Annotated in this window: 20 protein-coding genes and 5 pseudogenes; 9 read left to right on the top strand and 16 right to left on the bottom strand. The window is 71.4% G+C overall.

Annotated elements, in window-relative coordinates; translation table 11 throughout:
- Nucleotides 1-3 precede the first annotated feature (3 nt).
- The 4 genes from QWU11_RS07215 to QWU11_RS07200 are packed head-to-tail and all read right to left on the bottom strand — an operon-like array spanning nucleotide 4 to nucleotide 4036.
- Nucleotides 4-813: a carbohydrate ABC transporter permease gene (locus tag QWU11_RS07215; protein WP_290104252.1), complete on the bottom strand. Its 810-nt coding sequence runs from the start codon at nucleotides 811-813 to the stop codon at nucleotides 4-6.
- 10 nt (nucleotides 814-823) lie between these two features.
- A complete protein-coding gene (locus tag QWU11_RS07210) occupies nucleotides 824-1768 on the bottom strand; it encodes a sugar ABC transporter permease (RefSeq protein WP_290104251.1) in 945 nt (314 codons plus the stop codon).
- A gap of 1 nt (nucleotide 1769) precedes the next feature.
- On the bottom strand, nucleotides 1770-3023 hold the full coding sequence (locus tag QWU11_RS07205) for an extracellular solute-binding protein (RefSeq protein WP_290104250.1): 1254 nt from the start codon (nucleotides 3021-3023) through the stop codon (nucleotides 1770-1772).
- A complete protein-coding gene (locus QWU11_RS07200) occupies nucleotides 3020-4036 on the bottom strand; it encodes a LacI family DNA-binding transcriptional regulator (RefSeq protein ID WP_290104249.1) in 1017 nt (338 codons plus the stop codon). Before QWU11_RS07200 ends, QWU11_RS07205 begins: the two co-directional genes overlap by 4 nt.
- 175 nt (nucleotides 4037-4211) lie before the next feature.
- Here QWU11_RS07200 and QWU11_RS07195 point away from each other — a divergent pair, with 175 nt between their 5' ends.
- The 4 genes from QWU11_RS07195 (at nucleotide 4212) to QWU11_RS07180 (ending at nucleotide 7444) form a co-directional block, all read left to right on the top strand.
- Nucleotides 4212-4556 carry a hypothetical protein gene (locus QWU11_RS07195; RefSeq protein ID WP_290104248.1) on the top strand — a complete coding sequence of 115 codons (345 nt, stop codon included), beginning with the start codon at nucleotides 4212-4214 and terminating at the stop codon, nucleotides 4554-4556.
- Nucleotides 4557-4596: 40 nt separating this feature from the next.
- A complete protein-coding gene (locus QWU11_RS07190; RefSeq protein WP_290104247.1) occupies nucleotides 4597-4917 on the top strand; it encodes a DUF3817 domain-containing protein in 321 nt (106 codons plus the stop codon).
- Between the two features lie 95 nt (nucleotides 4918-5012).
- A complete protein-coding gene (locus QWU11_RS07185; RefSeq protein ID WP_290104246.1) occupies nucleotides 5013-5924 on the top strand; it encodes a helix-turn-helix domain-containing GNAT family N-acetyltransferase in 912 nt (303 codons plus the stop codon).
- A gap of 530 nt (nucleotides 5925-6454) precedes the next feature.
- The gene (locus tag QWU11_RS07180) at nucleotides 6455-7444 is read left to right on the top strand and encodes an aldo/keto reductase (protein WP_290104245.1); all 990 of its coding nucleotides are present in this window, start codon (nucleotides 6455-6457) and stop codon (nucleotides 7442-7444) included.
- 133 nt (nucleotides 7445-7577) lie between these two features.
- Here QWU11_RS07180 and QWU11_RS47240 read toward each other — a convergent pair.
- The 6 genes and pseudogenes from QWU11_RS47240 to QWU11_RS07150 all read right to left on the bottom strand — a co-directional run.
- Nucleotides 7578-7769, bottom strand: a pseudogene (locus tag QWU11_RS47240) (NAD(P)H-dependent oxidoreductase); the annotation flags it as partial.
- Nucleotides 7770-7785: 16 nt separating this feature from the next.
- Nucleotides 7786-8100, bottom strand: a complete 315-nt coding sequence (trxA, locus tag QWU11_RS07170) for a thioredoxin (protein WP_290104244.1) — start codon at nucleotides 8098-8100, stop codon at nucleotides 7786-7788.
- Between the two features lie 16 nt (nucleotides 8101-8116).
- Nucleotides 8117-8476: pseudogene (locus tag QWU11_RS07165) on the bottom strand (MerR family transcriptional regulator); the annotation flags it as partial.
- Between the two features lie 56 nt (nucleotides 8477-8532).
- Nucleotides 8533-9359: pseudogene (locus QWU11_RS07160) on the bottom strand (membrane dipeptidase).
- Nucleotides 9359-10360: an NAD-dependent epimerase/dehydratase family protein gene (locus QWU11_RS07155; RefSeq protein WP_290104242.1), complete on the bottom strand. Its 1002-nt coding sequence runs from the start codon at nucleotides 10358-10360 to the stop codon at nucleotides 9359-9361. Before QWU11_RS07155 ends, QWU11_RS07160 begins: the two are co-directional and overlap by 1 nt.
- Before the next feature lie 58 nt (nucleotides 10361-10418).
- Nucleotides 10419-10841 (bottom strand): rhodanese-like domain-containing protein, encoded by a 423-nt coding sequence (locus QWU11_RS07150; RefSeq protein ID WP_290104241.1) that lies wholly within the window; start codon nucleotides 10839-10841, stop codon nucleotides 10419-10421.
- A 71-nt stretch (nucleotides 10842-10912) separates the two neighbouring features.
- Here QWU11_RS07150 and QWU11_RS07145 point away from each other — a divergent pair, with 71 nt between their 5' ends.
- Both QWU11_RS07145 and QWU11_RS07140 read left to right on the top strand, forming a co-directional pair.
- Nucleotides 10913-11863 carry a helix-turn-helix domain-containing protein gene (locus QWU11_RS07145; RefSeq protein ID WP_290104240.1) on the top strand — a complete coding sequence of 317 codons (951 nt, stop codon included), beginning with the start codon at nucleotides 10913-10915 and terminating at the stop codon, nucleotides 11861-11863.
- Nucleotides 11863-12567: a TioE family transcriptional regulator gene (locus QWU11_RS07140; RefSeq protein WP_290104239.1), complete on the top strand. Its 705-nt coding sequence runs from the start codon at nucleotides 11863-11865 to the stop codon at nucleotides 12565-12567. The genes QWU11_RS07145 and QWU11_RS07140 overlap by 1 nt, the downstream gene beginning before the upstream one ends.
- A gap of 207 nt (nucleotides 12568-12774) precedes the next feature.
- On the opposite strand, the pseudogene QWU11_RS47235 reads toward QWU11_RS07140, so the two are convergent.
- Nucleotides 12775-12963, bottom strand: a pseudogene (locus QWU11_RS47235) (aldo/keto reductase); the annotation flags it as partial.
- Nucleotides 12964-12978: 15 nt separating this feature from the next.
- On the opposite strand from QWU11_RS47235, the gene QWU11_RS47230 reads away from it, so the two are divergent.
- A complete protein-coding gene (locus QWU11_RS47230; RefSeq protein WP_354670814.1) occupies nucleotides 12979-13377 on the top strand; it encodes an AraC family transcriptional regulator in 399 nt (132 codons plus the stop codon).
- Here QWU11_RS47230 and QWU11_RS07130 read toward each other — a convergent pair.
- The 3 genes and pseudogenes from QWU11_RS07130 to QWU11_RS07120 form a co-directional block, all read right to left on the bottom strand.
- Complete coding sequence (locus QWU11_RS07130) at nucleotides 13368-14306, bottom strand: DUF523 and DUF1722 domain-containing protein (protein ID WP_290104237.1); 939 nt, start codon at nucleotides 14304-14306, stop codon at nucleotides 13368-13370. The two genes, QWU11_RS47230 and QWU11_RS07130, sit on opposite strands and share 10 nt — an antisense overlap.
- A 48-nt stretch (nucleotides 14307-14354) precedes the next feature.
- Nucleotides 14355-14498 (bottom strand): hypothetical protein, encoded by a 144-nt coding sequence (locus tag QWU11_RS07125; RefSeq protein WP_290104236.1) that lies wholly within the window; start codon nucleotides 14496-14498, stop codon nucleotides 14355-14357.
- A 701-nt stretch (nucleotides 14499-15199) separates the two neighbouring features.
- Nucleotides 15200-15436: pseudogene (locus QWU11_RS07120) on the bottom strand (phospho-N-acetylmuramoyl-pentapeptide-transferase); the annotation flags it as partial.
- Here QWU11_RS07120 and QWU11_RS07115 point away from each other — a divergent pair.
- The gene (locus QWU11_RS07115) at nucleotides 15390-15698 is read left to right on the top strand and encodes a hypothetical protein (RefSeq protein WP_290104277.1); all 309 of its coding nucleotides are present in this window, start codon (nucleotides 15390-15392) and stop codon (nucleotides 15696-15698) included. The pseudogene QWU11_RS07120 and the gene QWU11_RS07115 sit on opposite strands and share 47 nt — an antisense overlap.
- A 138-nt stretch (nucleotides 15699-15836) precedes the next feature.
- On the opposite strand, the gene QWU11_RS07110 is transcribed toward QWU11_RS07115, so the two are convergent.
- Both QWU11_RS07110 and QWU11_RS07105 read right to left on the bottom strand, forming a co-directional pair.
- On the bottom strand, nucleotides 15837-15962 hold the full coding sequence (locus QWU11_RS07110; protein ID WP_290104235.1) for a hypothetical protein: 126 nt from the start codon (nucleotides 15960-15962) through the stop codon (nucleotides 15837-15839).
- A 153-nt stretch (nucleotides 15963-16115) separates the two neighbouring features.
- The gene (locus tag QWU11_RS07105) at nucleotides 16116-16682 is read right to left on the bottom strand and encodes a TetR/AcrR family transcriptional regulator (protein WP_290104234.1); all 567 of its coding nucleotides are present in this window, start codon (nucleotides 16680-16682) and stop codon (nucleotides 16116-16118) included.
- Between the two features lie 159 nt (nucleotides 16683-16841).
- On the opposite strand from QWU11_RS07105, the gene QWU11_RS07100 reads away from it, so the two are divergent.
- Nucleotides 16842-18374, top strand: coding sequence for an MFS transporter (locus QWU11_RS07100; RefSeq protein WP_290104233.1), 1533 nt, complete (start codon nucleotides 16842-16844; stop codon nucleotides 18372-18374).
- Nucleotides 18375-18380 lie beyond the last annotated feature (6 nt).

Raw genomic sequence — 18380 nt, 5'->3', positions numbered from 1 at the left:
CCGCTACTTGATGCCGGTGGAGGCGATGCCTTCGACGAAGAAGCGCTGCAGGGCGAGGAAGAGGATGACGACGGGGGTCACGACGACCACGGCGCCGGCCAGGAGCAGGCCGTAGTGCGTGGCCTCCTGGTTGGCGAAGATCGCGAGCGCGACGGGCAACGTGTACCTGTCCTGGGTCTGCGCGACGACGGCCGGCCACAGGAAGTTGTTCCAGGCGGTCAGGAACGTGATCAGGCCGAGCGTCGCCAGCGGCGGCTTGCACAGCGGCAGCACGATGCGGAAGAAGATCCTGAACTCGCCCGCGCCGTCGATCCGCGCCGCGTGCACCAGCTCGTCGGGGATCTCGGCCATGAACTGCCGCATCAAGAAGATGCCGAGCGGCATCACGAGGTACGGCAGGACGATCCCGAAGATCGTGTTGACGAGGCCGAGGTCCGCCACGACGACGAACTGGGGGATCATCAAGACGATGCTCGGCACCATCATCTGAGCCATGATCAGCCCGAACACCGCGCCGCGGGCCCGGAACGGCAGCTTGGTGAGCGCGTAGGCGACCATCGAGCAGAACAGCACGTTGGCCAGCACCACGATCGCCGCCACGACCACGCTGTTGAGGAAGACGGTGAACAGGTCGAGCCGGTGGAACAGCTCCCGGTACGCGGCCGTCGTCGGATGGGCCGGGAAGAACGTCGGCGGGTCGCGCCGGATCTCCCCCTCGGGCTTGAACGAGCTGAGCACCGCCCACCCGAAGGGGGTGATCACCACGCCGAGGCCCAGCGTCAGCGACGCGAGGAGCGCCGTTCTTCTGATCATGGGGGCCGCCTCAGAGGTGTCGGGGTCGCAGCACGCGGAACTGCAGGAAGGACAGGGCGACGATGACCGTGAACAGCACGCTCGCCGCGGCTCCGGCGTAGCCGTAGTTACCTGCGCCGAACTGGTTGTAGATCGCGTACGAGGCCGACAGCGTGCCGTCCACCGGGCCGCCCCTGGTCATCACGAACGGCTCCTCCAGGAACTGCATGTAGCCGATCGTGGAGTAGACGACGGTGAACAGCACCGCGGGCCGGAGCATCGGCAAAGTGACCCGGCGGAACTTCGCCCGCCGTCCGGCGCCGTCGACGTCCGCGGCCTCGTACAGCTCGCGCGGGACGCCCTGCAACGCCGCCAGGAAGATCACCATGTCGAAGCCGAAGCCGCGCCAGGTGGCCATCGCGACCAGCGACGGCAGCGCGGTGCGCTCGTCGGCCAGCCAGGCCGGGCCGTGCACGCCGATCGCGCGCAGCGCCTCGTTCAGCAGGCCGGACTGCGGGTCCAGCAGGAACCTCCAGGCGACCGCGATGCCGATGATGCTCGTGACCTGCGGCAGGAAGTAGCCGGTGCGGAACAACGTCGTGGCCCGGCCCATCCCCGAGTGCAGCGCCACCGCGGCGGCGAGCCCGAACACGACGGTCAGCGGCACGCCGGTCGCCACGAAGAAGAAGGTGTTCCAGGCCGCCTTGCGCATCGCGTCGTCGTGCAGCAGGCGCCGGTAGTTGGCCAGCCCGACGGCGTTGACGTTCAGCGGGTGCCGTACGTCCGTGCTGCGCAGGTCGGTGAAGCTCATCCCGAGCCCGGCGAGCAGCGGGCCGGCGTACATGACCAGGAACAGGATCAGGAACGGGGCGGCGAACACCCAGGCCATGAGCCCGCCCCGCCGGCGGCGGCGCGCCGGCCCGGTGCGGGGCGACGCGCGGCCGGCGGCCCGCCGGGGCGCGGTGGCCGTGGACATGTCAGGCGCCCGTGCCGATGTCGCCGGCCTTGGCCTGCATCGCCTTCGCCGCGGCGGCGGGCGACTCCTTCAGCAGCGCGACCTTCTGGATCTCGGTCTCCAGGACGTGGGCGACCTGGTCCCACGTCGGGTACGGCGGCGGGGTCTTGGCCGTCTTGAGCGTCTCGCCGAAGACCGCGACCCGCGGGTCCGCCTTCAGCGCCGGGTCGCCGAACGCGCTCCGCACCGCGGGCAGGTCCTTGACCGTACCGAACCACGCGGCCTGGGTCGCCGGATCGCTGAGCCACTGGACGAACTTCCAGGCCGCGGCGCGGTTCTTGGTCTTCTTGAACACCACCAGGTCGCCGCCGCCCATGAGCGACGTCCCGCCGGCGACGCCCCGGGGGTACGGCGCGACGGTGTACTTCTTGTCGAAGCCGGCCCCGCCGTCCTTGTCCAGGGCGTAGATCATCCACGGCCCGGAGTAGAACGCGGCGGCCTGGCCCTTGATGAAGTTGCTGGGGAAGGCGCCCTCGTCGACCTTGTTCGGCGCCGTACCGGCCTTGTAGTAGGACTGGAACTGCGTGAGCGCCTGGATCGTCTGCGGGGTGTCGAAGGTCCACCTGCCGTTCTTGACGATGTCGCCGCCGGACTGCCAGATCAGCGGCAGCAGCTCCTGCCAGCTGCCGACCGTGTAGTTCTGGTACACGCCCTGGGAGGCGCCGGCCCGGTCCTTGACCGCCCTGGCGAAGGACTGCGCCTCCTGCCAGGTGGCCGGCGGCTTCACGCCCGCCTTCGCGGCCAGGTCGGTGCGGTAGTAGAAGGCGCGGGTCTCGACGTACCACGGCACGCCGTACGCGACGCCGTTGAAGGTCACGGTGTCCCAGGAGCCGGGGAAGAACCCCGACCGGTCCACCAGGTTGCCCGGAGTGGGGTCGACGGCGCCGGTCTTGGCCAGCTCACCCATCCAGGTGGTGCCGATCATGGTGACGTCCGGGGTGGCTCCGCCGGCGATGGCCGAGATGATCTTGTCGTGGGCGACGTCCATCCCCATCGGGGTGACGTTCACCGTGACGCCGGGGTTCGCGGCCTCGAACCGCTTGGCGAACGCGCCGAGCCGCTCGCCCTCGCTGCCCTGCGCCCAGACCGTGATGCCGCCGGACACCCTGCTCGTGTCGACGTTCGCGGCCCTGTCGCCGCCGGTGGTTCCGCTGCGACCGCAGGCGCTCAGCACCAGCCCGGTGGCGAGGAGACCGGCCGTGACCTGTTTTCTCACTGTTCCTCCAGGGGGTGCTCGCCGCACGTGGTCCGGACGATGAGTTCGGTGGCGAGGGTCTGATGACGCGGCGTGGCCCGTACGCCGGTGATGAGCTCGTCGAGCGCGCGGGCCGCCCGCGCGCCGAGCTCGCGCATGGGCTGGCGGACCGTGGTCAGCGCGGGCCGCGCGTGGCGGGCGGCCATGATGTCGTCCCAGCCGGTCACCGCGAGGTCGCCGGGAACCCGCAGCCCGAGCTCCTCGGCGGCGAGCAGCGTGCCGAGCGCGACCTGGTCGTCGGCGCAGATGATCGCCTCGGGGCGGTCGGCGCGCCGGAGGATCTCGCGCGCGGCGATCAGCCCGCCGTCCACGGTGAAGTCGCAGGGCACGGGCGGTGTGACGGCGACGAAGTTGTTGAGGAGCGTCTGCCGGACGCCCTGCCAGCGCTCGCCGATGTCGCCGCCGGCGGAGGCGCCGAGCATGGTGAGACGGCGGTGGCCGTGGCCGAGCAGGTGCTCGGTGAGCGCGCCGGCGGCGGCGATGTTCTCCGAGGCGACCAGGTCGGCGCCGGGCACCGGGGCGCGCGCGAGCAGCACCACCGGCAGCCCGGTGGCGGTCAGCTCGTCGACCATCGCGTCGTCGACCGTCTGGCCGAACAGCACGAGCCCGTCGACCCGGCGCGCCAGGTCGCGCACCAGCCCCCGTACGCCGGACTGCCCGCGCGTGGACAGGATGATCACCGAGCGGCCCAGCTCGGAGGTGACCTCCTCGTAGCCGAGCACGACCTCCGCGTAGTAGGGCCCCGACAGGTCGGGGAAGACGATCCCGTTGGCGGCGTTGCGGCCCTCGGCCAGGGAGACGCCGAGGCGGCTCGGGGTGAAGCGAAGCTCCTCCACGGCCGCGAGCACCTTGGCCCGGGTGGCGGGGGCGACCGGGCCGGTGTCGCGCAGGGCGCGGGACACCGTCGCGATCGACACTCCGGCGCGGCGTGCGACCTCGTAGATCGTCGGCGCCGTCTCGGTGTCTCGCGGCACTTCCGGAGTCCTCCCTCGTTACGGCTGTAAGCGCTTCCACATCGATGTGTAAGCGCTTCCATCGGAACGGCCCGAGTGTGTCATCAGGGCGCGCCACCGTAAAGGGGGCGGCGGGATTTCCCGCTGTGGTGGGGGTCCGCAGCGGTGTCACGAAGGCGCGGGTACGCTCACGTACGTGCGGAAGTTCTTCACTCCCGGCTGGCTCGGGCTCCACCTGATCGCCATCGTGCTGATCGGGATCTTCCTGCTGGCCGGCTGGTGGCAGCTCACGCGCGCTCAGGGCGGCAATCTTCAGAGCTGGGCCTATGTCATCGAGTGGCCGATGTTCGCGATCTTCGTGGTCGCGATGTGGGTCCGGATGGTGCGCGACGAGCTACGCGGAGAGCCGGCCGAGCCGCGTCGATCCTTCATCCCGAGCCGGTCCGCCCCGCACATGGAGATCGACGACGAGGACGACGAGGAGCTGGCGGCCTACAACCGCCGCCTCGCCCGGCTGAACGACGAGACCACGCGCCACTGAGGGCGCGGGTTCAACGGAAGGACGACCCGTGCAAGGAGCGGTGACCCGCTATCGCGTCATGGCGTACGTGACCGGCACCCTGCTGATCATTCTGTTCTTCGTCGCCGTCCCACTGAAGATCTTCGCGCACAACGGCGTGCTGTCCACGCTGGTCGGGCTGCCGCACGGCGTGGTGTGCTATCCGCTCTACCTCCTGACCACCTTCGACCTCTACCGCCGTGTCCGGTGGCCGCTGGGCAAGGTCGCGCTGATCGTCCTGGCGGGCGTGATCCCGTTCCTGACGTTCTGGGTCGAGCGCAAGGTCGTCGCCGAGCTGCGCGCCCGGCCGGAGTTCGCGCCTAAGGTCGACACCGCCGTCTGAGCCGGCGAATTTCTCCCTCGCCGGGCTCTTATTGGGGCTATTGTTTGACTCCGTCAACTTAATTGTTGGGGTGAGCAATGGATTCTGCCGGCGAAGTGCGCACCGAGCGAGTCGACGCCGTCCGCGCTTTCAACCGCTTCTATACCCACCTCATCGGTGTGGTCAGCGAAGGCCTGCTGGAGACGCCGTACTCCCTGACCGAGGCACGAGTGATCTTCGAGCTGGCGCAGGGCGAGGTGGCCGAGGCGGCCGCGCTGCGCCGCTCGCTCGACCTCGACGCGGGCTACCTCAGCCGCATCCTGTCGCGCTTCGCCGCCGACGGCCTGATCGTCCGTGACCGCGCCGCCGACGACGCCCGCCGGCAGGTCGTCGGGCTGACCGACCGGGGCCGTACGGTCTTCCGCGACCTGGACGCGCGGTCGGGCCGGCAGATCGGCGCGATCCTCTCCGGCCTGCCGGAGGAGGACCAGCGGCGGCTGGTCGGCGCGATGGGCGCGATCGAGGGCATCCTCGGCGAGCGCCGCCGGCCGGAGATGTACGTCCTGCGCCCGTTCGGGCCGGGCGACTTCGGCTGGGTCGTCCAGCGTCACGGCGCGCTGTACGCGGCGGAGTACGACTGGGACGTCACGTTCGAGGCGCTGGTCGCCCGGATCGTCGCGGACTACGTCGAGGCGGGCGACCGGCGCGCCGACGCCTGGATCGCCGAGGTCGACGGCGAACCGGCCGGCTGCGTCTTCTGCGTGCCGAAGACCGAGCGCGTCGCCCAGCTCCGCCTGCTCCTCGTCGAGCCCTCGGCGCGGGGGATGGGCATCGGCGGGCGCCTGGTCGAGGAGTGCGTGAGGTTCGCCCGGCGCGGCGGGAATGACGAGATGGTGCTGTGGACCAACGACGTCCTGGCCGGAGCGCGCCGGATCTACCAGCGCGCGGGCTTCTCGCTGGTGGACGAGGGCCCGCACCACAGCTTCGGCCACGACCTGGTCGAGCAGACCTGGAGCCTGAAGCTGTAGCCGGGCACCGGCCCGCGGCGGCGTATGGACCACCGCGGGCCGGTGCGGTCATCGGCCGCCGGTGTACGGGGCGTCGTCGGTGTGGCTCGGGGGCGCCGGGCCGGCGGAATCGGGGACCGCCGGCCCGGCCGGTGCGGCCCGGTGCCGTGGGGGCGTACGGCGCCGGCGCCTGGAGGACAGGAAGGGGCGGATGGCGCGGGGTGCCGCCATGCGACGGATGGGGGGAATCATCCGCCGGCGTCGTTTCGCCCTCTCGACCCTCATCGACCCTCCTCGAATCGCACACGACGGCCAGGGCGGAGCGACCCCATAACGTGGTGTTGCGATTTCGTTACTGTGAGTACCCGCGGTCGACGAGGACGTAAACCCAGGTCAAGCAAGAAATGTGCGCGGGTCTCGCGCGGGCAAAGATCGTCGGGTTCTCCCCTGCGTACGGGGGTCTGGCGGACCCCGGTTCGAAGGGTGCCCCTCTCGCCGTAGGCGCGGTCCTCCGCCGATGGTTGGCTGGAGATGAGGACGAGGAGAGGCACATGAAGCGCAGGATTCTCGGCGGTACGGGCATCTCGGTCAGCGAGTTCGCTCTCGGGACGATGATGTTCGGCGCCATGGGGAACCCCGACCACGACGAGTCGATCCGGATGATCCACGCCGCGCTGGACGCCGGCGTCAACCTCGTCGACACGGCCGACGTCTACTCCCAGGGCGAGTCGGAGGAGATCGTCGGCAGGGCCCTCAAGGGGCGGCGCGACGACGTCGTTGTCGCGACGAAGTTCGGCTGGCCGTGGGGCGCGGACCCGGACCGCCGCGGCGGGTCACGGCGCTGGATCACGCGGGCGGTCGAGGACAGCCTGCGGCGGCTCGGCACCGACCACATCGACCTTTACCAGATGCACCGGCCGGACCCCGACACGGACGTCGAGGAGACCCTGTCGACCCTGTCCGACCTGGTCCGCGCGGGAAAGGTACGGGCGATCGGCGCGTCGGTGTTCCCCGCCGAGTGGATCGTCGAGGCGCAGTGGGCCGCGGAACGCCGCGGCCACCAGCGCTTCCGCACCGAACAGTCGCCGTACTCCATCCTCCTGCGCGGCGTCGAGTCCGGGGTGCTGCCGACGGCGCGGCGCCACGGCATGGGGGTGCTGACGTTCGGCCCGTTGAGCTCGGGCTGGCTGTCCGGCCGCGCCGACCCGACGGCGGACAGCCGCCGGGCGGCGCTCGGGGCGCGGATGTTCGACCTCGCGGTGCCCGCCAACCGGGCGAAGCAGGCGGCCGTGGAGCGGCTGACGAGCCTCGCGGGGGAGGCGGGTATGCCGCTGACCCACCTGGCCACGGCGTTCGTCCGGGCCAACCCGGCCGTGACGTCGGTCATCATCGGCCCCCGCAGGCCGGAGCACCTGACCGACCTGCTGGCCGGCGCGCACGTGGAGCTGAGCGAGGACGTCCTGGCCCGCATCGACGAGATCGTCCCGCCGGGCACCGACCTGAACCAGGACGACGTCTACCGCCTGCCGCCGCCGTCCTGAGCCATGTCCCGCGTGCGCAGCGACCGGAGCGCGCGCCGCTCCAGGCGACCACCTGGTCGAGCATGGCGGTGAGGGCGGTCTGCTGATGCGCCGCGGGCCGGAACTCCGTGTGGTTCTCGAACTCGACCGCCCGCGCCCCGCCCGCACCGCCGTAGCCGACGAACCCGGCGGCCTTGTCCCGCCATTCCCGGCCGAGAAAGTCGATCGCGTTCTTCGACGTTCCCGACGGCGCGTGGTCGTACTCGGCGGTGACGAAGACGAAACCGTCGAATGAGCCGATCGTCTCGGCCCAGGCGATGGTGTGCGCCTTGGTGTACCGCCCGATGAAGGGCGGCAGCGCCTCAGAAGAGCCCGTCGAGGTCGGCCAGCAGGTTGCGCCTGGACCGGGCCCCGACGATCTGCCGGACGACCTCGCCGCCCCGGAAGAGGTTCAGCGTGGGGAACCCCATCACGCCGTACCGCATGGCGATCTCCGGATGCTCGTCACCGTTGATCTTCGCGATGGTCAGCCGGTCGCCGTACTCCTGCTCGATCTGCTCCAGGATCGGCGCGATCATCTTGCAGGGCGGGCACCACTCCGCCCAGAAGTCGACGAGGACCGGCTTGTCGCCGTGGAGCACCTGCTCGTCGAAGTTGTCGGTCGTCAACGTGATCATTGTTCTCCTTGGGGGACAGCACGCAGCCGGGACAGGCCTGCGCCAGTTGCTCGGCCACCTCGGCCCTGCGCCTGATCAGGGTGCGGATCTCCCCGTCGATCTCGGCGAGCTTGCGCTGGTAGACCGCGACCGACTCGGGACAACTGCTCCCGGCCTCGTTCCCGGCCCGCAGGCAGTCGACGAACGGCCGGGCGTCCTCCAGGGAGAAGCCGGCGTCGAGCAGTGTGCGGATCTCGGCGACGAGCCGAAGGTCGGACTCGTCGTACTCCCGGTAGCCGTTCTCCGCCCGCCGCGCGAGAATCAGGCCCTGCTGCTCGTAGTAGCGCAACGCCCGCTTGCTCACCCCGGCCCGCTCGGCCAACTCCCCGATCCGCATCGATCCTCCCTGATCAGTGGCGTCAGCGACGCTATCCCTTGACACCGACGTCAATGTCAAGCCCAGGATTCCCGCGCGACACGAAGGAAGTTGCCGCCGAGGATCCCCCGGACCGCCTCGCCGGGGTAGCCGCGCGCGGACAGCGCGTCCGCGAGAGGCGCGAGGTCCTCGGGCGGCATGAAGCGGATCGGCCCCCATCGCCGGTAACTCTCGGGGAACAACTCCGGGTTCTCGGCGAACTCGCGGTCGAGGTCGGTGGCGTCGAAGGGGAAGTCGGTGCCGATGCCGACGTGCTCCGGGCCCTGGCCTGCTCGTCGGTGATGTTCCGTTCGTGCTCCCACACCGACCGCATGCACGAGTGGCTGTAGACCACCGGCCGGGTGGACACCTCGCACAGGTCCAGCCCCGTACGGGCGCTGCAGTGCGAGCCGTCCGGGACCATGCCGACGCGGTTAATCTCCCGCACGAGATCTCGCCCGTACGCGGTGAGGCCGCCGTCGTCGGCGTCCATGCACCCCGACCCGGCCGCGTTGCGGTAGTTGTACGTGGGCACCAGCGTCCGTACGCCCAGCTCGTGGTAGCGCCCGACCAGGTCGAGGCGGCCGTCCAGCGGGTTGGCGTCCTCCAGGTCGAACGCCACCGCCAGGCGATCCTGCGCGTGCGCGGTGAGCACGTCCTCGGCGGAGGCGGCGAGGAGGAACCGCTCGTCGTCGGAGAGCTGCCGCCGGAACGACTTCAGGATCGCCAGCGTGGAGTCCGCGTCGTTCGGCGCGTAGCCGACGTTGACGGACATGAAGCCCGCCCCGATCTCACGGAACCGCAGCAGGTCCGCGACGTCGGCGGACGGTGACAGCGGCAGGGCGCAGTGCTGGTCCCAGAGCATCATCGGTCACCGGCGATCTCGTCGAGGACGCGCTGCTCCTTGGCGGGGTCGAGGCCGAGCGGCGGGCGGTCCGGGCGTGGTGCCGGGTCGCCCTCGGCCTGGAGCCAGGCCCACGTGTCGGCGATCGTCTCGGGCATCGGGCGGCAGGTGAGCCCGTTCTCGTACGCCGCCGAGACGTCCGCGTCGTGCATCCCGCCGTACTCCTCGTCCTGGGGCAGCCAGATCGGCAGTTCGGTCCACGGGCTGATGCCCGCCTTCTCGATCACCGAGGGGGAGACCCAGACGAGTTCGGCGTCCGACCCGGTCACCCGTACGGCCTCCTCCAGCAGCTCGCCCATCGTGCAGATCCCCGGGCGGCCGACCGCGTTGAAGGCGCCCCCGATCCCGCGCGAGGCGGCCGAGAGCATCCAGGCGGCCAGGTCGCGCGCGTCGATGTACTGCAGCGGCCGGGACCGCTCCGGGGCCAGCACCCGCCCGCCGCGCGAGATCCGGCGCAGCCACCATGGCATCCGGCCCACGTTCTCGTACGGGCCGAGGATCAGGCCCGCGCGGGCGAGCAGCGCCCGGTCGCCGAAGGCCCGGAGCGCGGCCAGCTCTCCGCCCCGTTTGGCGGCGGCGTAGTCGTCGTCGGTGGAGTCGTCGGCGTCTCCGCCGGCCAGCGGCGCGCTCTCGTCGGCGCCCAGCGGCATCGGCCAGGCGTACACCGACCGGCTGGACACGTACCCGTAGTGTCCGGCCCGCCCGGCGAGCAGCTCCGCCGCGTCGCGGACCACCCGCGGCGCGCCGCTCCAGGTGTCGATCACGGCGTCCCACTCCCGGCCCGCGAGCGCGAGGCGCAGCGCGGCGACGTCGGTACGGTCCGCCGTCAGCGCCTCGACGCCGGGCGCGGCGGCCCGGGTCAGCCCCCGGTTGACCGTCGTGACGACGTCGCCCCGCGCCAGCGCCGTCTCGACGACGGCCCGTCCGACATGCTGCGTTCCACCCAGTACAAGAAGCCTCATGACGGTCATCCTGACCGGCGGCCGTACGTACCGCATCCCCGTTTCGCCGGAGGTGTGATCAGCAGCCGCAGGCGTCGGCCGGCGCGGTCAGCGGATCGGCGGGCCGCACGACGCGCCCGCTCGCGGTCTGCACCGCGAACCCCTCCCGCACCCAGTACTCATAACCCCCGATCATCTCCTTGACCTGGTACCCGAGGCGGGCGAAGGCCAGCGCGGCACGGACCGCGCCGTTGCATCCCGGCCCCCAGCAGTACGTCACGACGCTCGTCCCGGCCGGGACCAGGGACGGCGCGCGCGCGGCGATCGACGCGGTCGGCAGATGGACGGCGCCGGGCAGGTGGCCCTGGTCCCAGGACTCGGCGCTGCGGGAGTCGACCACGACCAGGCCGGGCGTCCCGGCCTCCAGGCCGGCGTGGACGTCGGAGACGTCGGTCTCGAAGGCGAGGCGCTCGGCGAAGTGGCGTTCGGCGGAAGATGGCATGACAGAGATGGTCGCGGGCGGCCCGCGGCCGGAGAAGTGGCGGAAACGTCGCCGATCGATAAGATCCCGCCATGAAGCGTACGGTCGCGGTGCTCGCCTACGAGGGCATGTCGCCGTTCGAGACCGGGATCGTCACCGAGGTGTTCGGCCTGCCACGTCCCGAGCTGGGCGTTCCCTGGTACGACCTGACCCTCTGCGCCGAACGCCCCGGTCCTCTGCGCATCGTCGGCGGCGCGAAGATCGACACCGAGCACGGCCTGGACGTCTTCGCCTCCGCCGCCACCGTGATCGTGCCGGGCGTCAGCGACGTACGGGCCGACTGCTCGCCCGAGCTGGTCGCGGCGCTGCGCCTGGCCCGCGACCGGGGCGCCCGCGTCGTCTCCATCTGCTCCGGAGCGTTCGCCCTGGCCGCCGCCGGGCTGCTGGACGGCCGGCGGGCGGCCACGCACTGGCAGTACACCGAGCTGCTCCGCCGCCGTTTCCCGCTCGTACGGGTGGATCCGGACGTCCTCTACATCGACGACGGGAACGTCCTCACCAGCGCCGGCAGCGCGGCGGGCCTGGACCTCTGCCTGCACCTCGTGCGCCAGGACCACGGGCCGAGCATCGCCAACGCGGTGGCGCGGCGGCTGGTGATCGCGCCGCACCGCGAGGGCGGGCAGGCCCAGTTCATCGAGGCACCGGTGCCGTACGACCTCGACGACGACCGGATCACCCAGACCATGACCTGGGTCCTGGCCAACCTCCGGGAGGAGATCAGGGTCGAGACGCTGGCCCGCCGCGCGCACATGTCCTCCCGCACGTACCTCCGGCACTTCGCCCGCTGCACCGGCACGAGCCCCACGCGCTGGCTGATCGCCCAGCGCGTCCAGGCGAGCCTGCCGCTGCTGGAGAAGACCGCGACGCCGGTCGAGGAGATCGCCCGTACGGTCGGGTTCGCCAGCCCGGTCACCTACCGCTCCCACTTCGTACGGGCCATGCGCACGTCACCGTCCGCCTACCGCCGCGCCTTCCGCGCCTGATGGCCACGCGACTGCGGCCCGTCGACCTCGCGCGCGAACACGGCCTCTCCTCGCAGGCCGTACGCAACTACGAGGACGCCGGCATCCTGCCCCCGGCCGGGCGTACCGCGCACGGGTACCGGATCTACACGCCGCTGCACGCCCTGGCCCTGCGCGCCTTCGTCGCGCTGATCCCGGCCCACGGCCACCAGACGGCGACGGCGATCATGAGCGCCGTCAACGAGGACGCGGTCGAGGAGGCCCTCACGCTGATCGACGAGAGCCACGAGCAACTCCTCGGCGACCGGCGAACCCTCGCCGCCGTCGAGCAGGCCCTCCGCGACCTCGCGCCGTCCCCTCCGGCCGGACCGGGAACGACCTTCGTCGGCCCCCTGGCCCGGCGGCTGGGCGTCCGCCCCGCGACCCTGCGCAAGTGGGAACAGGCCGGCCTGATCACGCCGCGCCGCGACCCGCGGACCGGCTACCGCGTCTACTCGCCCGCCGACGTACGCGACGCCCACCTGGCCCACCAGCTCCGCCGCGGCGGCCACCCGCTGAGCCAGATCGCCCCGCTGATCGCCCAGGTACGGACGGCCGGCGGCGTGGAGCCGCTGGAGGCCACGCTGAATGACTGGCGCGCCCGCCTCACCGCCCGCGGCCGCGCGATGCTCCGGGGAGCGTCCGAACTCGACACCTACCTGGCCGAACGCGCCGAGGCTCAGTAACGAGCCGGGCTGGTGAGCAGCGACGGCCACACCGGGAGTTCGACGCCGTCCACGCTCGTCCCGCCGAAGCCGAGCATCGGCCCTGGACCCGCGGTGATGGCGGCCGGGAAGTCGAGCGCGGGCGTGGAGACCGCCTCCAGCGCGGCGGGCCTGCCCGGGCGTGAGGGTCACCTCCAGCGACGCCAGGTTCGCGCGCAGCTGCTCGACCGTACGCGCGCCGACCAGGCACGAGGTGACGGCGGCCCGGCCGCGTACCCAGGCCAGCGCCACCTCCGCCGACCCGACGCCGAGCTCGGCCGCGACCCGCGCGACCGCCTCGATCACGTCCCAGTCCCGCCCGGACGGGCCGGGCACGAGCTCGGACCGCGGGCTCGCGGCGGGCGCGCCGTCCCGCACGTACTTGCCCGAGAGCTGGCCGCCGCGCAGCGGGCTCCACGGCAGGACGCCCAGGGCGCGGCCGTACGGCAGATCGGGCTGGCCGACAGCCGGATCGCCCACCTGGCCCGCGCGATCCGCTGGATCCGCCGCCACGACGACGAGACGCTGCGCTTCGAGGACCTCGCCGGGCCGGCCGCGATGAGCGTCTCCTCGTTCCACCGCCACTTCCGTACGGTGACCTCGATGACGCCGGTCCAGTTCCAGAAGCGGATCCGCCTGCACGAGGCGCGGGTGCGCCTGCTCGCCGAGCCGGGCGACGTCGCGGGCGTGGGGTTCGCGGTCGGCGATGACAGCCCGTCGCCGTTCAGCCGGGAGTACCGCCGGATGTTCGGCGTGCCAGCGAGCGGTGAGAGTGCGGCCCGCTACAGGTGATGCCGGAGCCGTAGCCCTGCGGGGAACGGCGCGAGGTAGGTCTGCTCGGCGGTCCAGGCGACGGCCTCGGCATGGGCGTGGTGGCTCAGCAGCGCGACCGGCACGCTGAGCGGGGTGTCCCCGGTACGGAAGGACTCGACGCTGGCCAGGATGTCGTGCCGCCGCGTGTCGTCGAGCAGCTCGCTGATCTGGCTGAATGCGTGCTGAAGCGCGTTGGCGTGCATACCGCGCGTCGCCTTGTGCGCCAGCGCCGCGCGGAACACCGCGCCGTACTCCTCCTCGGTCTCGGCGCGCGGCCGTGTCCCGGCCTGCGCCACGACCCGCCCGGCGGCGCGGTACCCCTCCGGGTCGTGCGCGAGAAGCTGGAGCTTGTGGCGGGAGTGGAAGGCGACCAGGTCACGGGGGCGCCAGCCGTCGCCGAACAACTTGCGCAGCCGTGCCCCGGCGAAGATACGCTCGACGAACGCCTCGCGCAGCACCGCGTCGTTCAGCCGTCCCTCGTCCTCGACCGGCAGCAGCGGGTCCGCCTCCATCAGCCGTTCGGCGTACACGCCCTTGCCCCGGCGGTCGGCGGGCTGCCCGGAGCCGGCGTAGCGGGGGATCCCGTGGATGCCGCAGCTCGGCGACTTGGCCTTGAAGACGTAGCCGTCCAGGCCCACCGGCAGCGGCAGCGCGGCCATCGCGTCGGTGTGGTCGGGGGCGCCACTGTGGGCGATCAGCCGCCCGGCGTCGGTGAGCCGCAGCGTCTCGCGCGGCGTACCCAGCCCGATCTCCATCTCCGGGCAGTACGGCACCCAGTCGACGTACGCCGCGAGCACGTCGGTGAGGAACCGGCTGCGGCTGTGCCCGCCGTTGTAGCGGACCGGCTCGCCGAGCAGACAGCTCGAAACCCCGATCCGCGGCCTGACGTCACAGGCGCTGGCCTCCATACCCTCGACTCTATTTCGGCTGGACCGTTCCACAAACCCGCCGTGCGGTCAGGTGGGGTCGAGTATCCGCTGCGCGCGCACGAACCACCGGCCCTCGTTCACCTCACACCCGGTAAGCCGTAACCCGTTGACATCGCCCAGCAACTCACCCGGCACGATCACGGCCACGAGAGCCGCCTCGGCGGCGTCCATCAGGACGAGACCGATCCGGTCGGCGACGGCCCCGAAGCACCCGCCCGGCGCCGGAGCACCCGCATCACACCACCTCGGAAACGCCGCCGTACGACCAGTCGATCATGATCTCCGGCCGTGGACGGACCGAACTCCTAGTTCGGCCACTTCCACGCAGAATCGGCCGTCGCTACGGGAGCTGGACTTCCATCTGAAACCGACGCCATCGGCTACGAAGCTGCCACGGATGCCCGGAACGGAGGCCACCGTCTCATCCACCGGGGTTCCGGCGCCTTGCCACGGGGGAATGGTGCCGGATGTAGGGGCGCGGTTCCTCAGCGATCCGACACGGACCGACCTGGCGTTGCCGTTGACGGGGGTCAGGAAGAAGGCCGTGGAGTCGGTGTTCACCCGAGCGGGCCCACGGCGCCAGCCGATGATGTAACGGCCGATGGCGGCCAGGCAACGTGGCCGAACCATGCCGGTAGCGGTTCGCGGTGTTGCAGCCAGATGGCCGGACTGCCGGGAGTGCACGCCGCGATGGCGCCGCACACGATCGCCGCGCTGGTGTCCATGTCACCGCCGACGGCGGCGCAGGTCCGTAGCTCTGTCCATCCCCCTGTCTGACCGGGCCATGCGTCAGGTGGTCCAGCACGACCCGAAGAGGTGGTGCGGTCCGGGACCCGCGACGTGTGAGGCGGCCACCTGCTCATGCCGCTCGGTCACCCGAGGAAGGAAGGACGCGGGTTGTCCAGGTAGAAGAGACTGAGGCCGATGGCCACGCAGAGCGCCGAGATCAGCCAGGACCGCACCACGATGGTGGTCTCGGCCCAGCCGGAAAGCTCGAAGTGGTGCTGCAGAGGAGCCATTCTGAAGACACGTTTCTTCGTCATCCTGAAGCCGCCGACCTGGATGATCACCGACACTGTGATGATCACCGGCAGCCCGGCGAGGATGACCCGGCTCGGCGTGAATGACGGAGCGTTGCGGGCCGACGTAGGCGTCCTGGTCCCGGGACCCGCTGCGGTGCCGGACGGCCGGCCGGTCGGCAACCGGCCGTCCCGCGCGGGTCATCCGCTGAACGCGCGGGACCGCCGTCCCGCCGGCCCAGGCGAGCGGTCGTGGCCGGCGGCCCGGCCGTACGGCCAGGTGACCCGCGCCGGTGACCGGCGCGACCGGCCCGGCGACGATCAGGGCCGCCAGTGCGCTCAGGCCGATTGATGAGCCGAGCGGGTGGCTCGCCGCCGTCAGTGTGATCGCGGCGCCGGGTGGAAGGTGGCCGCCGACGTGTTTCGCGCGGCGGGTCCAGCACGGTGACCGCGACAGGAGCAGGACGCTGATCGCCGGACCGGCGGGCAGTCAGGGGAGCGCGATCGCGCCGGCGGTCATGGCGAGCAGTACGGCGATCTCCAGCGGGCCGGCCGTCGCCTCGGGCAGGCCGAACCGGCGGCGCCCCTCATCGGCGATCTTCCGCGGGTCGCCCAACCGGTCCAGGATGGCGTGGGGGTCCGTCTCCGTCGGGAGTCGGGGCGCCGGCGTGGCCGGCCGATCTTGCCTCGTACCGGCGGGATCGCCTCGATCAGCGGCATCAGGGGCCGCCATGCAGACGCCGAACCTCTCGCAGGGCTCAGGTTGAGGTCATAGCAATCGGTCGACCAGCCCGTCGACGTAGTCCGGGGTGAGCGGGCCGGCGCCGAACAGGACGCGGATGTACATCGGGGCCAGGATGTGGTCGACCACTCCCAGCGCGTCGGGCGGGTGTTCGCCGCGTTCGCGAGCGCGGTCGAGCATGGTCTGGAGTTGCCGGGTGCGTTCGGCGAGGAAGTCGTCACGCGCCTGCAGGCCCGGTTGGCCTTTGCCGGACAGGGCGACGGTCAGGCGCAGCACCGCCAGGCCGTCGGGTCCGGTGACCTCACGGGCCACGTTGGCCGCGTAAGTGCGCAGGTCGCCGGCCAGGCTGCCGGTGTCGGGCATCGGCGACTGCGCGGTGAGGCGTGTGATCGCCACGTCGGAGAGCAGGGCTTCCAGGTTGCCCCACCGGCGGTAGACGCTGGTGTCGGCCACGCCTGCGCGGGCTGCGACCTCGCCGACGGCGAAGTTGCCGTAGCCGCGTTCGCTGACCAGGTCGGTGACGGCCTGGTGCACCGCCGCGCGGACGCGGGCGCTGCGCCCGCCGGGCCGCCGGGCTCGCAGTCGCTCGTCCATGCCCTCCACCTTAACGCAGTCAGAACTTGCGTTTGTACGATGACCCGCTTTATGGTCCTCCTAACGCAGTCCAAGACTGCTTTTTGGGGTGCGCCCTAGCGCGGGGTAGAGCGTCGGGCCGGCCGTGGCCGGACTCAACGGACGAATGAGAGGGAAGCGTTGAGCGCACACGAAAGCACGGCGAAGGCCGGAACGGCCGTGGCCGCAGGGATCGGATCGAACCGGGCAGCGTTGCTCACGGTGACCTGCCTGGGGCAGTTCATGGTCCTGCTCGACAGCACGATCGTCGGCGCGGCGCTGCCCGATATGCAGCAGCGGCTGCACACCCAGTTGAACGGCCTGCAGTGGATCGTCGACGCCTACGTGCTGCTGGTCGCCATGCTGTTGCTGTCCGGCGGCGTCTTCGCCGACCGCTTCGGCCGCAAGCGGGTGTTCCTGACCGGGGTCGCGGTGTTCACCGTCGCGTCAGTGCTGTGCTCCGTCGCGCCCTCGATCGGCTGGCTGATCACTGGACGGGTGATGCAGGGGATCGGGGCCGCGGCGCTGAGCCCCGCCTCGCTGGCCTTGCTCGCCGCCGCGCATCCCGTTCCGCAAGAGCGCGTCAAGGCGATCGGGCTGTGGGCCGGATTCAGCGGAATCGGCCTGGCCGCCGGACCGTTGGCCGGTGGCCTTCTGGTGGAGGCATTCGGCTGGCCCGCCATCTTCCTCGTCAATGTGCCCATCGGCGCGGTCCTGTTGCTGGCCGGTCTGCGCATCCTGGGCGAGTCCTGCAATCCGAACGCGCCGGCGATCGACATGCCGGGCACGGTCCTGTCCGTCCTGGGTGTGGGGGCGCTGACCTATGGGCTGATCGAGGGCGGTTCCCGTGGCTGGACCTCGCTGCTGATCCTGGGCGGCTTCGCCGCCGCGGCGGTGATCCTCGCCATCTTCGTCGTCGTCGAAGGGCGTGGTTCGACGCCGATGCTGCCACTGCGGCTGTTCCGGCAGCGGCTGTTCACGGTGTCCAACACGGCGATGGTCGTCGTGGGTTTCGCGCTCATGGGTTCGTCCTTCTTCTTCTCCCAGTTCTTCGTGTACGTCCAGGGCAGTTCAATTCTGCGGGCCGGCCTGCAGACCCTGCCCACCTCGCTCGCCATGGTGATCGTCAGCCCATACGCGGGCCGGCTCGCCGCCAGGTACGGCTTCCGGATCATGGTCACCATCGGCCTGAGCCTGGCCGGGCTGGGGCTGGTGGCGCTGGGCTTCGTGCACGCCGACACCGGCTACGGGGACGTGTGGTGGCGGCTGGCGATCGTCGGTATCGGTTTCGCGCTGACCATGTCCCCGCTGACCGGCGCCGCCATCCAGGCGGTCGACCCACAGGAGGGAGGACTCGCCTCGGGCGTCAGCAGCACCACCCGGCAGGTCGGCGCGGTGCTCGGCGTGGCCCTCCTCGGAGCCATCGTCCACACCCGGCAATCCGGCGGCGCGTCCTTCGAGGCCGGCCTCGACAGCGCCTTCGTCGCGGCCGGCGCCGTCACCTTGGCCAGTGCCATGTTCACCGGCCTGTGGCTGGCGAGATCCAAGCCCGCCGAAGACCCCCGACCACGCACGACGACACCGTCGAGCCCCCGGACTTCGCGCGGTGAACGCGACGAACGTGGGGGCGATCCTGGTGGGCGGGACGAACCAAGGGACATCGTCCGAAGCTGATCGTTT

The organism is Actinomadura sp. DC4, from assembly GCF_030406325.1.
Classification (GTDB): Bacteria; Actinomycetota; Actinomycetes; order Streptosporangiales; family Streptosporangiaceae; genus Actinoallomurus.
The sequence above is the reverse complement of the archived record's forward strand: the minus strand, read 5'-3'. Positions and strand labels throughout refer to the sequence as shown.